13 protein-coding genes are annotated in these 17,689 nt (G+C 36.5%); 8 read left to right on the forward strand and 5 right to left on the reverse strand.

What is annotated here, in order from left to right; genetic code table 11:
- Window positions 1–265 precede the first annotated feature (265 nt).
- The 5 genes from ACEWK1_RS23860 to ACEWK1_RS23880 all read right to left on the reverse strand — a co-directional run bounded on the left by ACEWK1_RS23860 (window position 266) and on the right by ACEWK1_RS23880 (window position 4,659).
- Window positions 266–751 (reverse strand): spore coat protein, encoded by a 486-nt coding sequence (locus ACEWK1_RS23860; RefSeq protein ID WP_212137071.1) that lies wholly within the window; start codon window positions 749–751, stop codon window positions 266–268.
- A 287-nt stretch (window positions 752–1,038) separates the two neighbouring features.
- Window positions 1,039–1,722: a DUF4956 domain-containing protein gene (locus tag ACEWK1_RS23865; protein ID WP_121660790.1), complete on the reverse strand. Its 684-nt coding sequence runs from the start codon at window positions 1,720–1,722 to the stop codon at window positions 1,039–1,041.
- A 50-nt stretch (window positions 1,723–1,772) separates the two neighbouring features.
- Window positions 1,773–2,471 (reverse strand): polyphosphate polymerase domain-containing protein, encoded by a 699-nt coding sequence (locus tag ACEWK1_RS23870; RefSeq protein ID WP_212137072.1) that lies wholly within the window; start codon window positions 2,469–2,471, stop codon window positions 1,773–1,775.
- 204 nt (window positions 2,472–2,675) lie between these two features.
- Entirely contained in the window at window positions 2,676–3,980 is a 1,305-nt protein-coding gene (locus tag ACEWK1_RS23875; RefSeq protein ID WP_212137073.1) for a sensor histidine kinase, read from the reverse strand.
- Window positions 3,973–4,659, reverse strand: a complete 687-nt coding sequence (locus ACEWK1_RS23880) for a response regulator transcription factor (RefSeq protein WP_121660793.1) — start codon at window positions 4,657–4,659, stop codon at window positions 3,973–3,975. The genes ACEWK1_RS23875 and ACEWK1_RS23880 overlap by 8 nt, the downstream gene beginning before the upstream one ends.
- 609 nt (window positions 4,660–5,268) lie before the next feature.
- On the opposite strand from ACEWK1_RS23880, the gene ACEWK1_RS23885 reads away from it, so the two are divergent.
- From ACEWK1_RS23885 to rhaB, 8 genes are all read left to right on the forward strand, one after another.
- Window positions 5,269–7,341 carry a carbohydrate-binding domain-containing protein gene (locus ACEWK1_RS23885; RefSeq protein ID WP_212137074.1) on the forward strand — a complete coding sequence of 691 codons (2,073 nt, stop codon included), beginning with the start codon at window positions 5,269–5,271 and terminating at the stop codon, window positions 7,339–7,341.
- A 238-nt stretch (window positions 7,342–7,579) separates the two neighbouring features.
- The gene (locus ACEWK1_RS23890) at window positions 7,580–8,302 is read left to right on the forward strand and encodes a (Fe-S)-binding protein (RefSeq protein ID WP_212137075.1); all 723 of its coding nucleotides are present in this window, start codon (window positions 7,580–7,582) and stop codon (window positions 8,300–8,302) included.
- A 1-nt stretch (window position 8,303) separates the two neighbouring features.
- Window positions 8,304–9,728: a LutB/LldF family L-lactate oxidation iron-sulfur protein gene (locus ACEWK1_RS23895; protein WP_251406436.1), complete on the forward strand. Its 1,425-nt coding sequence runs from the start codon at window positions 8,304–8,306 to the stop codon at window positions 9,726–9,728.
- Between the two features lies 1 nt (window position 9,729).
- Window positions 9,730–10,461: a LutC/YkgG family protein gene (locus ACEWK1_RS23900; protein ID WP_212137077.1), complete on the forward strand. Its 732-nt coding sequence runs from the start codon at window positions 9,730–9,732 to the stop codon at window positions 10,459–10,461.
- 242 nt (window positions 10,462–10,703) lie between these two features.
- Window positions 10,704–12,773, forward strand: a complete 2,070-nt coding sequence (locus tag ACEWK1_RS23905; protein ID WP_212137078.1) for a bifunctional aldolase/short-chain dehydrogenase — start codon at window positions 10,704–10,706, stop codon at window positions 12,771–12,773.
- Between the two features lie 215 nt (window positions 12,774–12,988).
- On the forward strand, window positions 12,989–13,759 hold the full coding sequence (locus ACEWK1_RS23910) for a DeoR/GlpR family DNA-binding transcription regulator (RefSeq protein ID WP_212137081.1): 771 nt from the start codon (window positions 12,989–12,991) through the stop codon (window positions 13,757–13,759).
- 1,553 nt (window positions 13,760–15,312) lie between these two features.
- Window positions 15,313–16,278 carry an AraC family transcriptional regulator gene (locus tag ACEWK1_RS23915; protein WP_212137082.1) on the forward strand — a complete coding sequence of 322 codons (966 nt, stop codon included), beginning with the start codon at window positions 15,313–15,315 and terminating at the stop codon, window positions 16,276–16,278.
- Window positions 16,279–16,437: 159 nt separating this feature from the next.
- Window positions 16,438–17,689 (forward strand): rhamnulokinase (gene rhaB, locus ACEWK1_RS23920; RefSeq protein ID WP_416636732.1); only part of this gene is annotated, 1,252 nt, incomplete at its 3' end.

Raw genomic sequence — 17,689 nt, forward strand, 5'->3', positions numbered from 1 at the left:
GAACACGGAAGTTAAGCTCTTCAGCGCCGATGGTAGTTGGGGGTTTCCCCCTGTGAGAGTAGGACGTCGCCAAGTAATAGGAAGAAGATCAGTAGAGATACTGGTCTTTTTTTATAGAATTAAGTGGTGGAAAAATTGAAGATTTGAAATTGAGAAGTAGAAGACTAAATAAGTCAACAAGCCAAAAACAACCCCCGAGTAGTCAACTTATAGTGTCTACTATTCGGGGGTAATTGAAAGGGCTGCGTATTTTTATATTAACTATTTAAAGAATGTCAATGTCAGCAACTAAAGCAACAAGGACTTGTAATAGAGCTTGAAGAGAGACTGCAACATCTGTATCAGTAGTTGTAATATTTACATTTCTAGAGTTTTCAATAACTAGGTTTTGTTTATTTAATTGCTTAATATCAGCTTCCTGCAGTAGTTGTTGAGTGACTTTCTCTGCTTGGTCGCTATCAGCAATTGTTAGGTTAATAACTAGAGTGATAGCAGCTTGAATTGCAACCTGTAAGGAAACAGCAACTTGAGTATCAGTTGAAGATACTTCAATCTCACAAGAGTCTCTTATAATAATTGCTTCAGAAGAGATTTGTTCTGTTTCATTTATTTGATTACTACCTTGAGAACCTGTTTTATCGTCTTCAACGAAGAAATTATTTACATCTAACACCTCTTGGTAAGAATCATTGTTTGTTGACTGACATGATTTCGAGTTTAATTTAGCCCATTCATACGGTTTTGCTAGCATGATCTTAATTCCTCCTTTCGGTGTAATACCATTAGATGTCTTATAGGATATTTTGTGTAGTGTAAGTATCTTGATGATTTAGCCCTTTTAGCTTTTTCAATAAAGTTCTAAATTTATAAGGAGAATTACCTTGAAATGAATAATTAAGGGAAAACAAGTTTTGAGGAAACAAAGAATGATGAATAAATTAACTTAACCTAATTACCTGACCTGATGAATTTCAAAGAAACCGCACATATCTTAAAAGAATACGAGCAAAGACTTGGAGTCTAAGCTCGTATATACACTTAAGCAGTGAAATTGCCATCATAACTTAGCATAACTGCCGATTTAACTGATTCCATATCAGAAATATTATTAATAAATCCTAAATCAGACTCTTTCACGCGAATTTCGTACGTAATTTCAAAGTCATCACCAGGCATAACAGATTTAGATTTAATGGTATGTTTTTGTGAGCTTTCTGCCACGACATGTTCAATTGAATTTTCAATAGATATATCATTATATTTCACGATTAAAAGGTAAGGATTTTCAATTTTAATTTTATTAACAAAAATAAGTAATACAGCTCCAATTAAGATCGAGCCAATAATAACTAGAGGAATAAAGCCTGCGCCACATAAGATACCAGCAACAATTGCCCAGAAAATATACACAATATCCATAGGATCTTTAATAGGTGTTCTAAAACGTACAATCGATAACGCACCAACCATACCAAGAGATAATAGAACGTTTGATGAAATACCCATGATAATTAAAGCTGTAGCCATCGACATAACAATTAGCGAAATATTAAATGTGTGTGAGTAAATAACACCTGAGAATGTTTTCTTATACACCCAATATATAAAGAGTCCTACAGCAAATGCCACAAGTAACCCGATCAGTGAATCTACTACTGAGAAACTGCTTGTTTTTTCTAAAATGCTAGATTTGAAGATATCATTAAAGTTTAAGTTTTCCATTTTATATTTCCTCCAAGGTGCAATTCTTCTTTTTAATTTATTTATCTATTTCAGCCGTACATTCTACAAATTTGATATTTCGAGTAAGCGCCTGCTCTTAAGTTGCTTACTTGAAGCAAATGTTTGATCATACTTGGCAAATATTCATCAAATTTGACTTCGAGAACGACAATATCAGGATTTGTATCGATCATCGCCAAATCTGGGTTAAGAACATCATTGTTTCGAAAGCTCGTTCGAATAGAGCTATCAAAGGTAATGCGAACATTTCCATGTTTATAAATGAACACCTCCCTTTCATAATCAACAACGGTTACAGGTTTTAACTGAAATAGATTCATTTGATGGTATAACTCTTGTATGAGTGGTCTTGAATCATGTTCCATCCAACCAATGTCTCCAAACCGTATTTGTTCATATTCCTCAGCCGTTATTCGGCATTTTTGTTTGAAAGTAAGGTTGTTACGTTTGCTTTTTTTTTCTAAATTCAAGTAGCTTATATTAAAGTCGTATAATCTAACGCGAAATTTATCACGTTCGTAGTAACCTTCTTTTTTCTGATTTAACACTTTATTTTCGAAGTTATCAAAATAAACACTTCGTATTAAATATTTTCCATCACGATTAGCGTGAGGATCTACTTCCATATAATGTTTAAGTTTATTCCGAAGCAGGTAGCATTCCATTTGGGTCATTTCATGCTTTAGTTCTCTTCGGCCTTTTGTTCCGTTTAAGTTCATAGCCTTCATGATTCATGTCTCCTTTTCTCAACTTCCTTGAAACCCATTATTAAGGACGAACCTTAAACAAACCTTAAAAGCTTTAAATTTTATAAAAAATGTTTTTAAAATATATGAAGTTTGAGAATTAGACAGGTGTCTGGTCTTATCTGACAGGGCTTAGAAAAATAAAACAGGCTATCAAGATAATGATAGCCTGTTAAAATACTTTGTTTACTTTTTGGGTAATTTCACGATAAAAGTTGTACCGTTATGCTGGTTTTCACTAACACTAATTGTGCCGTTATGCTGTGTGACAATCCATTGAGCAATGGAAAGACCGAGTCCGGAGCCGCCAGTTTCCCTCGATCGTGCTCGGTCTTCACGATAAAAACGATCAAATATATATTTCATGTTTTGTTTATCAATTCCGATACCTGTGTCAGTCACCTCAATTACGACTTTGTGATCCTCATTATAGGTTTTTACTCCAATGCTATCCCTCTCAGAAGTGTATTTTAGTGCATTATCAAGTAAGATAACTAAGAGCTGATGAAGGCGTTGCTCATCTGCTTCTATTTCAATTTTACTATTTAACTTTAGCCACACATGTTTTTCTTGAGACTCAGCAATGTCTATATAAGGATTGCAGACCTTTTTAATAAAATTGTCTATGCTAACAGAATGCTTATTAAGCTGTGATTCTGCTGAATCAGCTCTTGCTAATGTTAGAAGATCAGATGTTAGCTTTGATAATCTTCTAGTCTCTGAAAGACTAAGGGCTATGTTTTCAAACTTATTCATAATTTTTTCATGTGGGGCTGTAAGCAATAGCTCTAGTTTGTTTTGAATAATTGTAAGTGGTGTTCTTAACTCGTGTGATGCATTCTCAACAAACTCTGCTTGCTTGTTCCAGGACTTAATTATTGGCTTCATCATTCTTTTTGAAAGAATATAACTAGCTGAGATTGATAGAATGATGAAAATAGAAGAACAAATAATAATTAAGTTCCCAAAATTGGCTAAAATAGTTTGTTCTGGATCTGTATTAATTAAGAGCTGTACATACTCAACATCGTCACCCTCAGTCTGATCTTCAAAAACAATAGATCGAAAGTTGTAAAGATCATTAATGGTCATATTTGTGATTACATTTACATTTTCTTTATCAAGCTCATACTCCTGAAAATAACTTTCATAAATGGTTGTTCCAATTTCATTTTGATTTACGATCTCACCCTCATTATTCCAATGTAGCATCATAATTCTTGGGTTTGGATTATTGGGACCCTTTCTATCATTAGGATTTTGTGGACCATCATCATCCTCAAAGCGAGGGGGGCGTGCTTCTTCATTTGGAAGATCATCGCTCACTTTTTCTTTAAATGCTAAAAGTTCCTCGTCTGTTTTTGTAAAAAGGGTGCTTTTTACCTGACTAAAAATAATAACACCAAAAATAGTGAAAATCACCGTGAATGAAATGAAGCTAAAAATCATGAACTTTAGCTGTTCTTTTCTAAAAACCTTTTGTTTACCCAAGATCATCACCACTGTCGGATAACATGTAGCCTAATCCACGAAAAGTTTTAATGTATTGATCATAGTTATATTTTTTTAATGTTTTTCTTAAGTTGCTTGCATAAACCTCAACAACTGTTGTTGAAGTATCGGATTCAAATCCCCAAATTCGGTCGAAAATCTGTTCTTTTGTTAATATCGTGTTTTTATTATTGATGAAGTATTCAAGTAAATCAAACTGCTTGCCGTTTAACTTAACAAGTTCTTCGCCTATAGAAGCTGTTTTATATTTTAGGTTTATTTTTAATTCTTTGAAGGAAATGACATTTTCTTTTAAATCTCCGCCAGATCTTCTAACAATAGCTTCTAATCTTAGGAGCAGCTCTTCCCGATGAAACGGTTTGACAAGATAATCATCTGCTCCAACCTTAAATCCTTTAATTTTATCATCAATAGCATCCTTAGCAGTAAGTATAATGACAGGTGTGGTGATTTGCTTTTTTCTTAATTCCTGTAAAACTTCGTACCCGTTCATATTTGGCATCATAATATCTAAAATAATGCAGTCAAAAATATTTTGCTCTGCGAAAAATAATCCTTCTTCACCATCAAAAGCCTGTTCTGTTTCAAACATTTCCTGCGTTGTTTCTTTTATTGTTTGGGATAAGTAGTGATCATCCTCTATAATTAATAACTTCATATTCGTGTTCACCTTCTATTATTTTTCTTCTAATGACATCCTTGAATAGATTTGATTATAGAGGTAATGAATGAAAATGCAAAATGTTTTTTTATGCTTTCCACATTTGGTAGGTGGATCTGCAGGGCAAAACTAAGTGGATCCATTTGATGAACGACAAACCAAGCAGGAAACAGAAGGGAAATGTCGTTCATAGCGTTGATGAACGACAAACCAAGCAGGAAACAGAAGGTGAATGTCGTTCATAGCGTTGATGAACGACAAACCAAGCAGGAAACAGAAGGGAAATGTCGTTCATAGCGTTGATGAGCGACAAACCAAGCAGGAAACAGAAGGGAAATGTCGTTCATAGCGTTGATGAACGACAAACCAAGTAAGAAACAGAAGGTGAATGTCGTTCATACGTAAAAAATTCATACTCGAATGAGGTCAAATAAGATTTTGACCATACCCAATCTATAATCAAATTTAAAAAATTAGAAAATGTAAATATTATTAAGTTTTTTAAGGTTTTGTTAAGGTTCATAAAAGATAATGTTAATCACCGGGAAAACAGATTCTGTTTAAGCCCTTCTGGAATCTTAATAAAAGAAAAAAGGAGATCGAAATATGAAGCTTTTAAAAGTAGCCTCCATTCTAATGTCATCAGCACTATTATTTGCATGTGCAAATAATTCAACATCCACAACAGGCGCAACAACTGAAACAGCAAGTGTGGATATAGAAAAACTTAACACTTTAATTAGTGAATCTGTTTCTTATAAGGACGATGACTACTATAAGAACTATGAAGAAGAAAATCCAACGTACATTGAATTAAATGGTTCTGATGTCTCTTTTGATGCTAATGCATCGGTTCTCTATTCAGAAAATACCTTAACAATTAAAACAGGTGGTACCTACGTGTTAAGCGGAAATTTGGAAAACGGTCAAATCGTTGTGGATGCGGAGGATAAAAATACGGTAAGGCTTGTGCTAAACGGAGTTACGATCAGTTCCACAACAAGCTCTGCCATATATGTACTTAACGCTGAAAAAACAACAATCTCACTAGTTGAAGGCACAGAAAACGTCATAACAGATGCTTCAGAATATGTTTATGAAAATTCCTCTGAAGACGAGCCTAATTCAGCCATTTATAGTAAAGATGATCTTACGATAAATGGAACAGGTAAACTTATCGTGCATGGAAATTATAATAATGGAATTTCTAGTAACGATAAACTAAAGATTACAGGTGGAAATATTCAGATTGATGCTGTTGATGATGGAATAATTGGACGAGACCTTGTTGCTGTTAAAGAAGGAACAGTAACAATCGATGCAGGAGGAGATGGAATAAGGTCTACTAATGATGAAGATGATTTAAAAGGATCTATTGTCATTGAAGGAGGCACTTACGATATTGCATCAGAAAATGATGGAGTACAAGCTGTTGCTTCATTATTAATATCAGATGGTACTTTTAACATAACGACTGGTGGCGGAAGTCCTGAAACAATAACAGTTGCTAACGATATGATGGGAAAAATGGGTGAACAAGGTGAAGTAACAACAACTACTACCACTGAATCCGAAAGTTACAAGGGATTAAAAGCTGTTACGGATATAGTGGTTGGTGGAGGAATATTTACAATTGATTCAAAAGATGATGCTGTACACAGTAATAATACAATAACCATAGCTAGTGGGGACTTATCGGTAGCCTCTGGTGATGATGGAATCCACGCAGATACTTCACTTGTCACATCAGGTGGAAAGATTAAAGTTACGAAAAGTTATGAAGGCATGGAAAGCCAGCTAATTACAATCAATGGTGGAGACATAAACCTCACAACAAGTGATGACGGCATTAATGTTGGTGGAGGTAATGATGGTTCTGGTATGGATATGCATGCAGCATCTGAAAATAACTTGTTACAAATTAATGGTGGTCATATTGTAGTAAATGCAGAAGGTGATGGCCTCGATTCGAATGGATATATTGAAATGACAGATGGAACTGTTCTTGTAGATGGTCCAACCGGAAATGGGAACGGATCACTTGACTATGGTGGAAGTTTTACGATGAGTGGTGGGTTTTTAGTAGCAGCTGGAAGCTCTGGAATGCTCCAAGCTATTGCAGAAGAGTCTTCACAAAACGGAATCTTAATGACATATCCAGAAACACAAGCAGCTGATACACTTATTCACCTGGAAGATAGCGAAGGGAACAGTATTCTAAATTTTGCTCCAGCTAAAGACTATCAAGCGGTTTTCATTAGTTCACCACAATTAATGAAGGAAAGCTCATATTCTCTTTATTCAGGAGGAAAAGCTACAGGGGAAGAAGTAGATGGACTATACACAAATGGCATATACGAAGCCGGAACAAAAATAGTTGATTTCACGATTACTGATACAGTAACTTGGTTAAATGAATCAGGAGTGACAACTGCACAAAGTTCGGGAGGTCCAGGTGGCTTTGGTGGAGGTGCTGGTGGAACAGGAGAAAGACCGCAAATGGGCAATAGAGGCGACATGTTTGCAGACATGGATGAAGAAACAAGAGAAAAAGTGGAAGCAATTATGGAAAAACAAAGATCAGGTGAAATAACTCAAGAAGAAGCTCAAGCTCAGCTGGAAGAACTAGGCGTGGAGATTCCAATTATGAGTGAGCGACCACAAATGAATGAAAATTAAATAATAATTTTAAAGGGTAGAGGTATGGGAATGCTTCTACCCTTTTTATTTGCGATTTTGATGTCATTCAAATAGTATTGAAAACAATAAATTTTGTCGATAACAAAATTAAAACAACATAAAACCAGTAAAATTTAATATAAACAAAAATAAACGGTATTAAAACAAAACAATAAGTAGTATAATCGATAGTAAAGAAACCAAAAGGATTGGTTTAATAAGAGTGGGGGTTATTTGAATGAAGGTCTCTCTTTTTATTACATGTCTTGCCGATGTGTTTTATTCCAATGTTGGTAAGCATACTGTAGAGCTTTTAGAAAAACTCGGTTGTGAAGTGGTTTTTCCAGAGCAACAAACATGCTGTGGACAGCCTGCCTATAATAGCGGATATCATAAGGAAACAAAAGAAGTGGCTAAGCATATGATTCGGACGTTTGAAAAATCAGATTATGTTGTAGGTCCTTCTGGATCTTGTGTAGCGATGCTTCATGAATACAGCCATTTATTTAAAGATGAGCCCGTTTGGAAAGAAAAAGCAGAAAAACTTGCGGATAAATCTTACGAATTAACTCAATTTATTGTTGATGTTTTAAAAGTAGAAAGCGTGAATGCTAGTTTACCAGCATGTGCAACGTATCATAAATCCTGCCATATGACACGCTTACTCGGTGTAAAAGATGCTCCAGGAAAGCTTTTAGAACAGGTGGAAGGATTGGATATAAAACCTCTTCCAAATAGTCATGATTGCTGCGGATTTGGTGGAACATTCTCAGTGAAAATGGTCCCTATTTCAGAGCAAATGGTAGATGAAAAGGTCCGACATGTTGAAGAAACAGGTGCTGAAGTACTCATTGGGGCTGATTGTGGCTGCTTAATGAATATCGGAGGTAGAATTAATCGTAAAGGTAAGCCTATTAAGGTGATGCATATAGCCGAAGTATTGAATAGCGAGGTGAAGTAAGGTGGCCATGAAAATTAGCGATGATAAATTCTTTGATCGTGTTGAAAAAGGTGTTAACAATACATTTATGCGCAGTGCTGTTGCATCCGCGCAAGAAAGAATGCAAGGAAAACGGCTAACTGCAACAGAAGAGCTTGGGAATTGGGAAGAATGGCGAAAGCTCGGGGAAGAAATTAGAACTCATACACTAGAAAATCTCGACTACTATTTAGAACAACTTAGTGAAAACGTTGTAAAACGTGGAGGTCATGTATTTTTTGCTTCAACAAAGGAAGAAGCAAATGAGTACATTACAAAGGTAGCGAAAGAGAAGCAAGCCAAAAAAGTGGTTAAGTCAAAGTCAATGGTAACAGAGGAAATTCATTTAAACAGTGCTTTAGAAAAGGCTGGCTGTGAAGTGGTTGAAACAGATTTAGGTGAATACATTCTGCAGCTTGATGATCATGATCCACCATCACATATTGTTGTACCTGCTCTTCATAAAAACAAAGAACAAATCCGTGACACGTTTAAAGAAAAACGAGGCTATGATAAATCAGAAATTCCAGAAGAACTTGCTCTTTTTGCTAGAGAACAGTTAAGACAAGAATTTTTAAGTGCGGATCTAGGCATTACAGGGTGTAACTTTGCAGTTGCAGAATCTGGTTCTATTAGTCTCGTAACGAATGAAGGAAATGCTGGTCTTGTAACCGCTTTACCCAAAACGCAAATTACCGTTATGGGAATGGAGCGGATCGTTCCAACATGGGAAGAACTTGATATCATGGTAAGTCTACTTTGCAGAAGCTCTGTTGGACAAAAATTAACTAGCTACATTACAGGACTAACTGGACCAAAAGATGAGGGTGACGTTGATGGACCTGAAGAATTCCATCTCGTTATCGTCGATAATGGACGTTCAAATATTTTAGGAACAGAATTCCAAAGTGCTTTACATTGTATTCGTTGTGCAGCTTGTGTGAATGTATGCCCTGTTTATCGACATGTTGGTGGCCATTCATATGGCTCAATTTATGCAGGTCCAATTGGTGCGGTATTATCACCGTTGCTTGGTGGATATGAGGATTACAAGGAACTGCCTTATGCATCATCATTATGTGCAGCCTGTACAGATGCCTGCCCTGTAAAAATACCTCTTCATGAACTATTAATAAAGCATCGTAGAAAAATTGTTGAAGATGAAAAGAAATCACCATTTGGAGAAAAGCTAGCAATGAAAGGTTTTCAACTTGCGGCGAGTTCACCAAGTCTTTATAAAACAGGAACTAAATCAGCTTCTTCCGTTATGGCACCTTTTACAAAGGAAAATAATATTCAAAAAGGACCTGGTCCAATGAAGCCATGGACAGATGTACGTGATTTTCCAGCTCCAAGTAAAGAAAGATTCCGAGACTGGTATAAAAAGAGAGAAAAGGGAGGGGAATAAGATGGCAGAAGGACAAATTCATCATCGAGATTTCTTTCTTAGTACGGTTGCTGAAAAGCTAGGAAGAGAAAGGAGAAAAACAGTCACAAAACCACAATGGACAACAACCCCTCAGTATGATGTATTGAAAGATGCTTCACAGGATGAATTAGTGGAAGTACTTAAGAAGCATTGTGAAGTAATTCATACTCAGTTTATTGAAACGAGCTCGGACAAACTAACAGAGAAAATTCGTGAGGTTTTTGAACAGTACGAAGTAGCCAGTGTTGTTACATGGAAAGATGAACGTCATAAAGAGTTTGGGTTAGAAGAGAATCTATTAGACAAACTTCCTCAAGAAAATATTGACGTTCATATTTGGGATCCTGCTCTTAAAGAGAAAAATATTGAAGCAGCAGAAAAAGCAGATGTTGGGATTACCTTTAGTGATATTACTCTAGCAGAATCAGGTACAGTTGTATTATTCAGCAGCAAAAATAAAGGGAGATCTGTTAGCTTATTACCGAAAACATATATTGCTATTATTCCTAAAAGTACTTTAGTTCCTAGAATGACACAAGCAACTGCTTATATTAACAAACAAGTAAAGGAAGGCAAAAACATCTCATCTTGTATTGATTTTATTACAGGTCCAAGTAATAGTGCTGACATTGAATTGAACCTTATCGTTGGGGTTCATGGACCAATTAAAGCAACATATATTCTTGTTGATGATACAGCGAGACTCCCATGAGTGGGGGGGGTTATCCCCATTCATGGTTAGCGAGACTTATCGGATCTTTACGGGCAGTTATCCCCCACCTATCTTCATTGCTTCTCTAGAATCTTTAGGTGGGGGTTTACTGCCCGTTAAGAATGGGATAAATAAATTCAAAAATAAACAAAAAACATATTCAAAAATAAACAAACATAGTATATAATAAAAAACAGATAAACAAACAAAAACAGATACGAAACAATAGAGGAGGAAATACAGTGGTACAAAGTTTATGGAATAAAGAAAAAGCAGCTTCAATATCTCAAGGAGTAGAAGAGCTTGTATATCGTTCTAATTTAATTGGTTCAGATCGTGCTGTATGTAACTGGGGTGGTGGAAACACTTCAATGAAAACAATTGAAAAAGATTTCCGTGGCCGTGACGTAGAAGTGATGTACGTAAAAGGTAGTGGATCAGATTTAGCGACGATGAAAGCACACAACTTTACTGGCTTAAGAATGGAAGATATTCGTCCATTAATCGAACGTGACGAAATGTCAGACGAAGAGATGGTTGCTTACCTTGCACATTGCATGATCGATAGCAAGCATCCACGTGCATCCATCGAAACTCTATTACATGCATTCTTACCGTTCAAGCATGTTGACCATACACACCCAGACGCAATCATCGGTCTTTGCTGTGCAGACAATGGCCGCCAAATTGCTGAAGAAATTTACGGAGATCGTTTTGTGTGGGTGCCATATGTACGCCCAGGATTCACACTTTCAAAAATGATCGCAGAAGGTGTTAAAAACAATCCAAACGCAGAATTAGTCTTAATGGAAAAACACGGTCTTGTTGTTTGGGGAGAAACAGCTGAAGAAAGCTATGAAAAAACAATTTCTGTTATTAACGAGGCAGAGCAATATATTCAAGCTAGATTAGTAGAAGAAAATGTATTTGGTGGACAAAAATTCGAAGCACTTTCTGAAGAAGATCGTAAAAACGCTTTAGCACAAGTTATGCCAGTAGTTCGTGGTGCAGTTAGCGAAGAGAAGAAAATGCTTTTAACTTATGATGATGCAGAAGATGTTCTTCAATTTGTAAACAGCCATAATGCTCCAGAATTATCTCAAGTTGGTGCAGCATGTCCAGATCACTTAGTTCATACAAAAATGACACCATTATTCATTGACTGGAATCCACAATCTGAGGATGTTGCTAGCTTAGTAGAAAAAGTAAAAGCTGGAATCGACAGCTTTAAAGAAGAATACAAAGCATACTTCGAAAGAAACAAAAACGAAGGTGACAAAATTTCTGAAACAGCTCCACGTGTTATTTTAATTCCTGGTATTGGAATGGTGAACACGGGTAAAAACGTAGCTATGGCTAACGTAAGTGGTGCTTTATATCACCGTGCAATCGCAGTTATGAAACGTTCTACAACTCTAGGAAAATTTGTTTCTTTAAATGAAAATGAATCATTTAATGTAGAATACTGGCCATTAGAGCTTTATAAATTATCTTTAGCTCCAGCAGAAGCTGAGTTCTCAAGACAGGTAGCATTTGTAACAGGTGGTGCAGGTGGGATTGGTAGCGAAACTTGCCGTCAATTTGTAGCAGAAGGTGCTCATGTTGTGATCGCAGACCTTAACCTTGAAGGTGCTCAAAAGGTAGCGACAGAAATCAATGAGCAGTACGGAGAAGGCCGCGCATTAGCTGTGAAAATGGATGTTACGAGTGAAGAAGCGGTACAAGAAGCATTCAAGCAATCTGCTTTAACATACGGTGGTGTAGATATTATCGTAAACAATGCAGGTTTAGCAACTTCAAGCCCGTTCGATGAAACATCATTAAAAGAATGGAACCTAAACATGAACGTTCTAGGAACTGGTTATTTCTTAGTAGCTCGTGAGGCATTCAAACAAATGAAATCACAAGGTACTGGTGGAAACATGGTCTTCATCGGCTCGAAAAACTCTGTATATGCTGGTAAAAATGCAGCAGCATACAGCTCTGTTAAAGCAATGGAAACTCATCTTGCAAGATGTATTGCAGCTGAAGGTGGAGAATTTGGTATCCGTGTAAACTCAGTTCTTCCAGATGCAGTGCTTCAAGGATCAGCAATTTGGGGATCAAGCTGGAGAGAAGAACGTGCAGCAGCATATGGTATTCACCCGGATCAACTAGAAGAGCACTATCGTAAACGTACAACATTACTAGTGAACATCTATCCTAAAGATATTGCACAATCCATTTTATTCTTTGCCTCATCTAAATCAGACAGAACAACTGGATGTATGCTAACAGTTGATGGTGGAGTTCCAGCAGCATTTACTAGATAATAAAAAACAAACAAGGTGTAAAAGAAGATTGTTTCTCTTACACCTTGTTTTATAGACAATAATGTAAGCGCATAAGCACTAAAAACAATGCGTTCTACCCTATTCTATGTCATAATAATATCTAGAGCCTACAAGCGTAAGAGCTGACTCTTTAAGCAAGTAAGCTCATCTCATAATTAATATTTCTCAGTGTGAGTTTTAGGAGGCAAACCGAGATGCTTGTAGCAGAAAGACATCGGAAAATCGTCGATGTTGTAAATGAAAAATTAAGTGTCCGAGTTACTGAATTAAGTAAGCTTTTTAAGGTAACAGAGGAAACAATCAGACGCGATTTGGAAAAATTAGAAAAAGAAAATCTACTACGCCGAAGTCATGGCGGTGCAGTTAGTATACAAGACGAACAAACAGAAGTTTCTTATACCGAAAGAGAAATTACTAATGCCGCTGAAAAGAGAGCAATTGCTCTAGAAGCGGTAAAGCTCATTCAGCCTGGTGATCAGATCGTGCTAGATGCAAGCACAACAGCATGGTATATGGCAAAAGAAATGCCGGACGTTCCATTAACTGTGTTAACAAATTCTATAAAAGTAGCAGTAGAACTTAGTAAAAAAGAACAAGTTCGTGTAATTTCCACTGGTGGAATGCTTCAGCCAAAGTCACTATCCTATGTTGGGCCATTAGCAGAAAGATCACTTAATATGTATCACGTAAATAAAGCATTTATTTCGTGTAAAGGTGTTCATATTGAAGCAGGATTAAGCGACTCAAACGAATGGCAGGCTCTTTTAAAAAGACAAATGATGTCAATATCAGATCAAACGATTTTAATGGCTGATTCTACGAAGTTTGGAGTACGAACATTTGCACAAATTACAGAAATCCAGAAAATCAGCTATGTAATCACTGACTCACTAATCAAAGAAAGCTATATCAGTGGGTTAGAGGAAAAAGGTGTACAGTTTAATACAGTGATGGTAAACGGATAACACATTTTACATGTTATCTGGATTTCACTTTAAAATCACCTCAACTTCAAGCGATTTTAAATAGAGGAATTTTGTCCTTCATTACTGATAGCGATGAAGGGCTTTTTACTCTTTTAATGAGTTTTTAGGATCATTAAAAGCTATGTTTGAGGTGAGTGCTGGTTGAGTTTTTCTTTAGTGGAATGAACTGGGGAAATAGTGAGAAGAAGAGCGAGCAGTTGTCTTGATAATGCAGGAATCGGGACAAGAACAGTTTCGAAGAGTGGGCATCTGTCCCGACAGTGCGAGAATCGAGACAAAAACAGTACCAAAGAGCGATCATCTGTCTCGATAGTGCCAGAATCGGGACAAAAACAGTTCCGAAGAGTGAGCATCAGTCCCGATAGTGGCGGAATCGGGACAAAAACAATCCCAAAGAGTGGGCATCTGTCCCGATAGTGGCAGAATCGGGACAAAAACAGTCCCGAAGAGTGGGCATCTGTCCCGATAGTGCGAGAATCGAGACAAAAACAGTACCAAAGAGTGATCATCTGTCCCGATAGTGCGAGAATCGAGACAAAAACAGTACCAAAGAGCGATCATCTGTCTCGATAGTGCGAGAATCGGGACAAAAACAGTTTCGAAGAGTGGGCATCAGTCCCGATAGTGCGAGAATCGGGACGAAAAAAGTTCTGAAGAGGTATCATCTGTCCCGATAGTGCCATAATCGAGACAAAAACAGTCCCGAAGATCGATCATCTGTCCCGATAGTACCGGAATTGGGACAAAAACAGTTTCGAAGAGTGAGGATCTGTCTCGATAGTACCAGAATCGAGACAAGAACAGTACCGAAGAGGTATCATCTGTCTCGAAAGTGCCAGAATCGAGACAGAAACAGTCCCGAAGAGATACCATCTGTCCCGATAGTACCGGAATCGAGACAAAAACAGTCCCGAAGAGGTAACATCTGTCCCGATAGTGCCAGAATCGAGACAGAAACAGTCCCGAAGAGATACCATCTGTCCCGATAGTACCAGAATCGAGACAAAAACAGTCCCGAAGAGGTAACATCTGTCTCGATAGTAGCAGAATCGGGACAAAAACAGTCCCGAAGATCGATCATCTGTCCCGATAGTACCAGAATCGAGACAAAAACAGTCCCGAAGAGGTAACATCTGTCTCGATAGTGCCAGAATCGAGACAGAAACAGTCCCGAAGAGCGACCATCAGTCTCGATAGTGCCAGAATCGAGACAAAAACAGTCCCGAAGATCGATCATCTGTCCCGATGGTACCAAAATCGAGACAAAAACAGTCCCGAAGAGTGATCATCTGTCTCGATAGTGCCAGAATCGAGACAGAAACAGTCCCGAAGAGTGATCATCTGTCCCGATAGTACCAAAATCGAGACAAAAACAGTACCAAAGAGCGATCATCTGTCCCGATAGTGCCGAGATCAGGCCAAAAATAAAACCAAATAGAAAGCGCCTATCCTGATTCTAAGGAACTTATAAGGCCTCACTCTATAACACTATAAAACCAGAACCACATATATCTCAAAAACGAGGGATTAAGATGAAATCCAATCTTTTACAAGAGCTCATCCAACTTAATGATGAAGAAAAATTGATTCTTCAGCAAAAGCATGAAGTTCAAAAAGAGCTTTATACTAGCCAGGAGAGCTTTGTTGTTGAAGGTGAGAAATTTCTAAACAATAATACGATGATTATGGTAAGGAAGCATACGAGATTTATACATTTTCCAAAGCATAAGCACAATTATATTGAAGTGAATTATGTGTTTAACGGCTCATTGAATCAAACGGTCGGGAACGAAAGGTTAGAGCTTAGAAAAGGTGATATATTGTTTCTCAACCAGCATATTGAACATGAACTCGAAGCTTGTGGAGAAGAAGACATTATTATTAATTTTATTATTAAGCCTGAATTTTTCTCGTTTGTTTTTTCTTATTTAACGACTGAGAATTTAATAACGAATTTTTTAATTAATAGTTTATTCGATCACACACAAAACGGACAATATCTTTATTTCGCTGTATCCGAAATAGAGAGTATCCAGGAATTGATAGGAAAAATTATCGTGGAAATTATGAATCCTTCGATGATGTCGGAATCAACGATAAAATTGTATATGGGTTTACTTATGGTCGAGCTTATAAAGAATTCTGATAAAGTAAAATATAAAGATGATACTCATCGACATCAACTGATTGTTGAGTCATTAAAATATATTGAAGAAAAATACAAAGACGCCTCCTTATATGAGTTATCAGAAAAACTTCAGCAGCCTCATTACACATTGAGTAAAGAAATAAAAAAAGCGACTAGTTATACATTTAAGGAACTTGTACAAGAAAAAAGATTAAGCGTGGCAAGGGACCTGTTAGAAAATACATCACTAGCTATTACCTCGATTATTGAAGAGGTTGGATATGAAAATATTAGTTATTTCTATCGAGTGTTCAAAGGCAAATACGGATATACACCAAAGCAGTTTCGCGAACAATTAACAAAAGGATAGCTATATCACTACTAGGTATTAGTAGGGGATATAGCTTTTTTGTTTTTAAAGATTTTGGCAAATAAGGACAATAAAAATGTTTAATCACGATATAGGAAACGATTAAAAACTAGTTTATTATGTAATAAAGCAAGCGTTTTCAATGAAGAGGTGAAGAAAATGACAAAATATAGCTTAGCGGTAGATATTGGGGCTTCAAGCGGAAGATTAATTCTTGGCCATATTGAAGATGGCAAATTACAACTAAATGAAATACACCGTTTTGAAAACAATATCGTGAAAAAGAATGATCACTTTTGTTGGGATATTGAAACCTTATTTTCTGAAATCAAAACAGGAATTAAAAAGTGTCATGACCTTAATATAAAGCCAGACAGTATTGGCATTGATACATGGGCGGTTGACTTTGTTCTATTAGATGAACATGACAATTTATTAACAGATGCCGTAGCCTATCGTGATCCTCGTACAGATGGCATGATGGAGGAAGTATTTACTATCATTCCAAAGGAAAAACTATACTTTGAGACTGGTATTCAATTTCAAAAGTTTAATACAATTTATCAATTATATGCATTAAAACAAAAATCACCTGATGTGCTGAAAAAGGCAAAATCATTCTTAATGATCCCTGAGTATCTTAACTTTTTACTAACTGGTAAAAAGGCTAACGAATATACAAATGCTACTTCAACACAATTAGTAAATGCATTTACTAAGCAGTGGGATCATGAAATGCTTGATAAATTAGGTATTAACAAAGAAATGTTTCATGAAATACTGCCTCCTAAAACCGTTTTAGGAACATTGTCAGAAGAGCTAGTATGTGAATTTGGTTTTGATATGAACGTAGTTTTACCTGCAACACATGATACTGGTTCTGCTGTAATCTCAGTTCCTGAATTAGAGGATACGATTTATTTAAGCTCTGGAACATGGTCATTAATTGGAGTGGAAAATCGTTTTCCAATTTGTGTTCCAAAGGCACTTCAATATAATTTTACAAACGAAGGCGGTATCGACTATCGCTATCGTTTCTTGAAAAATATTATGGGACTTTGGATGATTCAAGAAGTAAAACGTAACTATCATGATGAAATTTCTTTTGCTGAATTTGTAGAGTTGGCTGAAAAAGAAGAGGATTTTCAATCTATCGTAAATGTGGATGATGATCGCTTCTTAAAGCCTGAAAATATGGTAAGTGAAATTCAAAAATATTGTAAGGAAACAAATCAACACATCCCACAAACACCAGGACAGATTGCAAAATGTGTGTATGATAGTTTAGCAGATAGCTATAAACGTGCGATCAGTGAAATAGAGGAAATTTTTGAGAAAAGTTTTCCAAGAGTGAATGTAATTGGTGGTGGCTGTCAAAACGAAATGCTTAATCAATTACTTGCAAATGTAA

It is taken from the genome of Metabacillus sp. YM-086, assembly GCF_048059995.1.
GTDB classification, from domain to species: domain Bacteria; phylum Bacillota; class Bacilli; order Bacillales; family Bacillaceae; genus Metabacillus; species Metabacillus litoralis_B.

Coding starts and splice junctions, on each gene's coding strand:
- ACEWK1_RS23860 (WP_212137071.1), bottom strand. CDS start 751: ATGCTAGCAAAACCGTATGAATGGGCTAAATTAAACTCGAAATCATGT.
- ACEWK1_RS23865 (WP_121660790.1), bottom strand. CDS start 1,722: ATGGAAAACTTAAACTTTAATGATATCTTCAAATCTAGCATTTTAGAA.
- ACEWK1_RS23870 (WP_212137072.1), bottom strand. CDS start 2,471: ATGAAGGCTATGAACTTAAACGGAACAAAAGGCCGAAGAGAACTAAAG.
- ACEWK1_RS23880 (WP_121660793.1), bottom strand. CDS start 4,659: ATGAAGTTATTAATTATAGAGGATGATCACTACTTATCCCAAACAATA.
- ACEWK1_RS23885 (WP_212137074.1), top strand. CDS start 5,269: ATGAAGCTTTTAAAAGTAGCCTCCATTCTAATGTCATCAGCACTATTA.
- ACEWK1_RS23890 (WP_212137075.1), top strand. CDS start 7,580: ATGAAGGTCTCTCTTTTTATTACATGTCTTGCCGATGTGTTTTATTCC.
- ACEWK1_RS23900 (WP_212137077.1), top strand. CDS start 9,730: ATGGCAGAAGGACAAATTCATCATCGAGATTTCTTTCTTAGTACGGTT.
- ACEWK1_RS23910 (WP_212137081.1), top strand. CDS start 12,989: ATGCTTGTAGCAGAAAGACATCGGAAAATCGTCGATGTTGTAAATGAA.
- ACEWK1_RS23915 (WP_212137082.1), top strand. CDS start 15,313: ATGAAATCCAATCTTTTACAAGAGCTCATCCAACTTAATGATGAAGAA.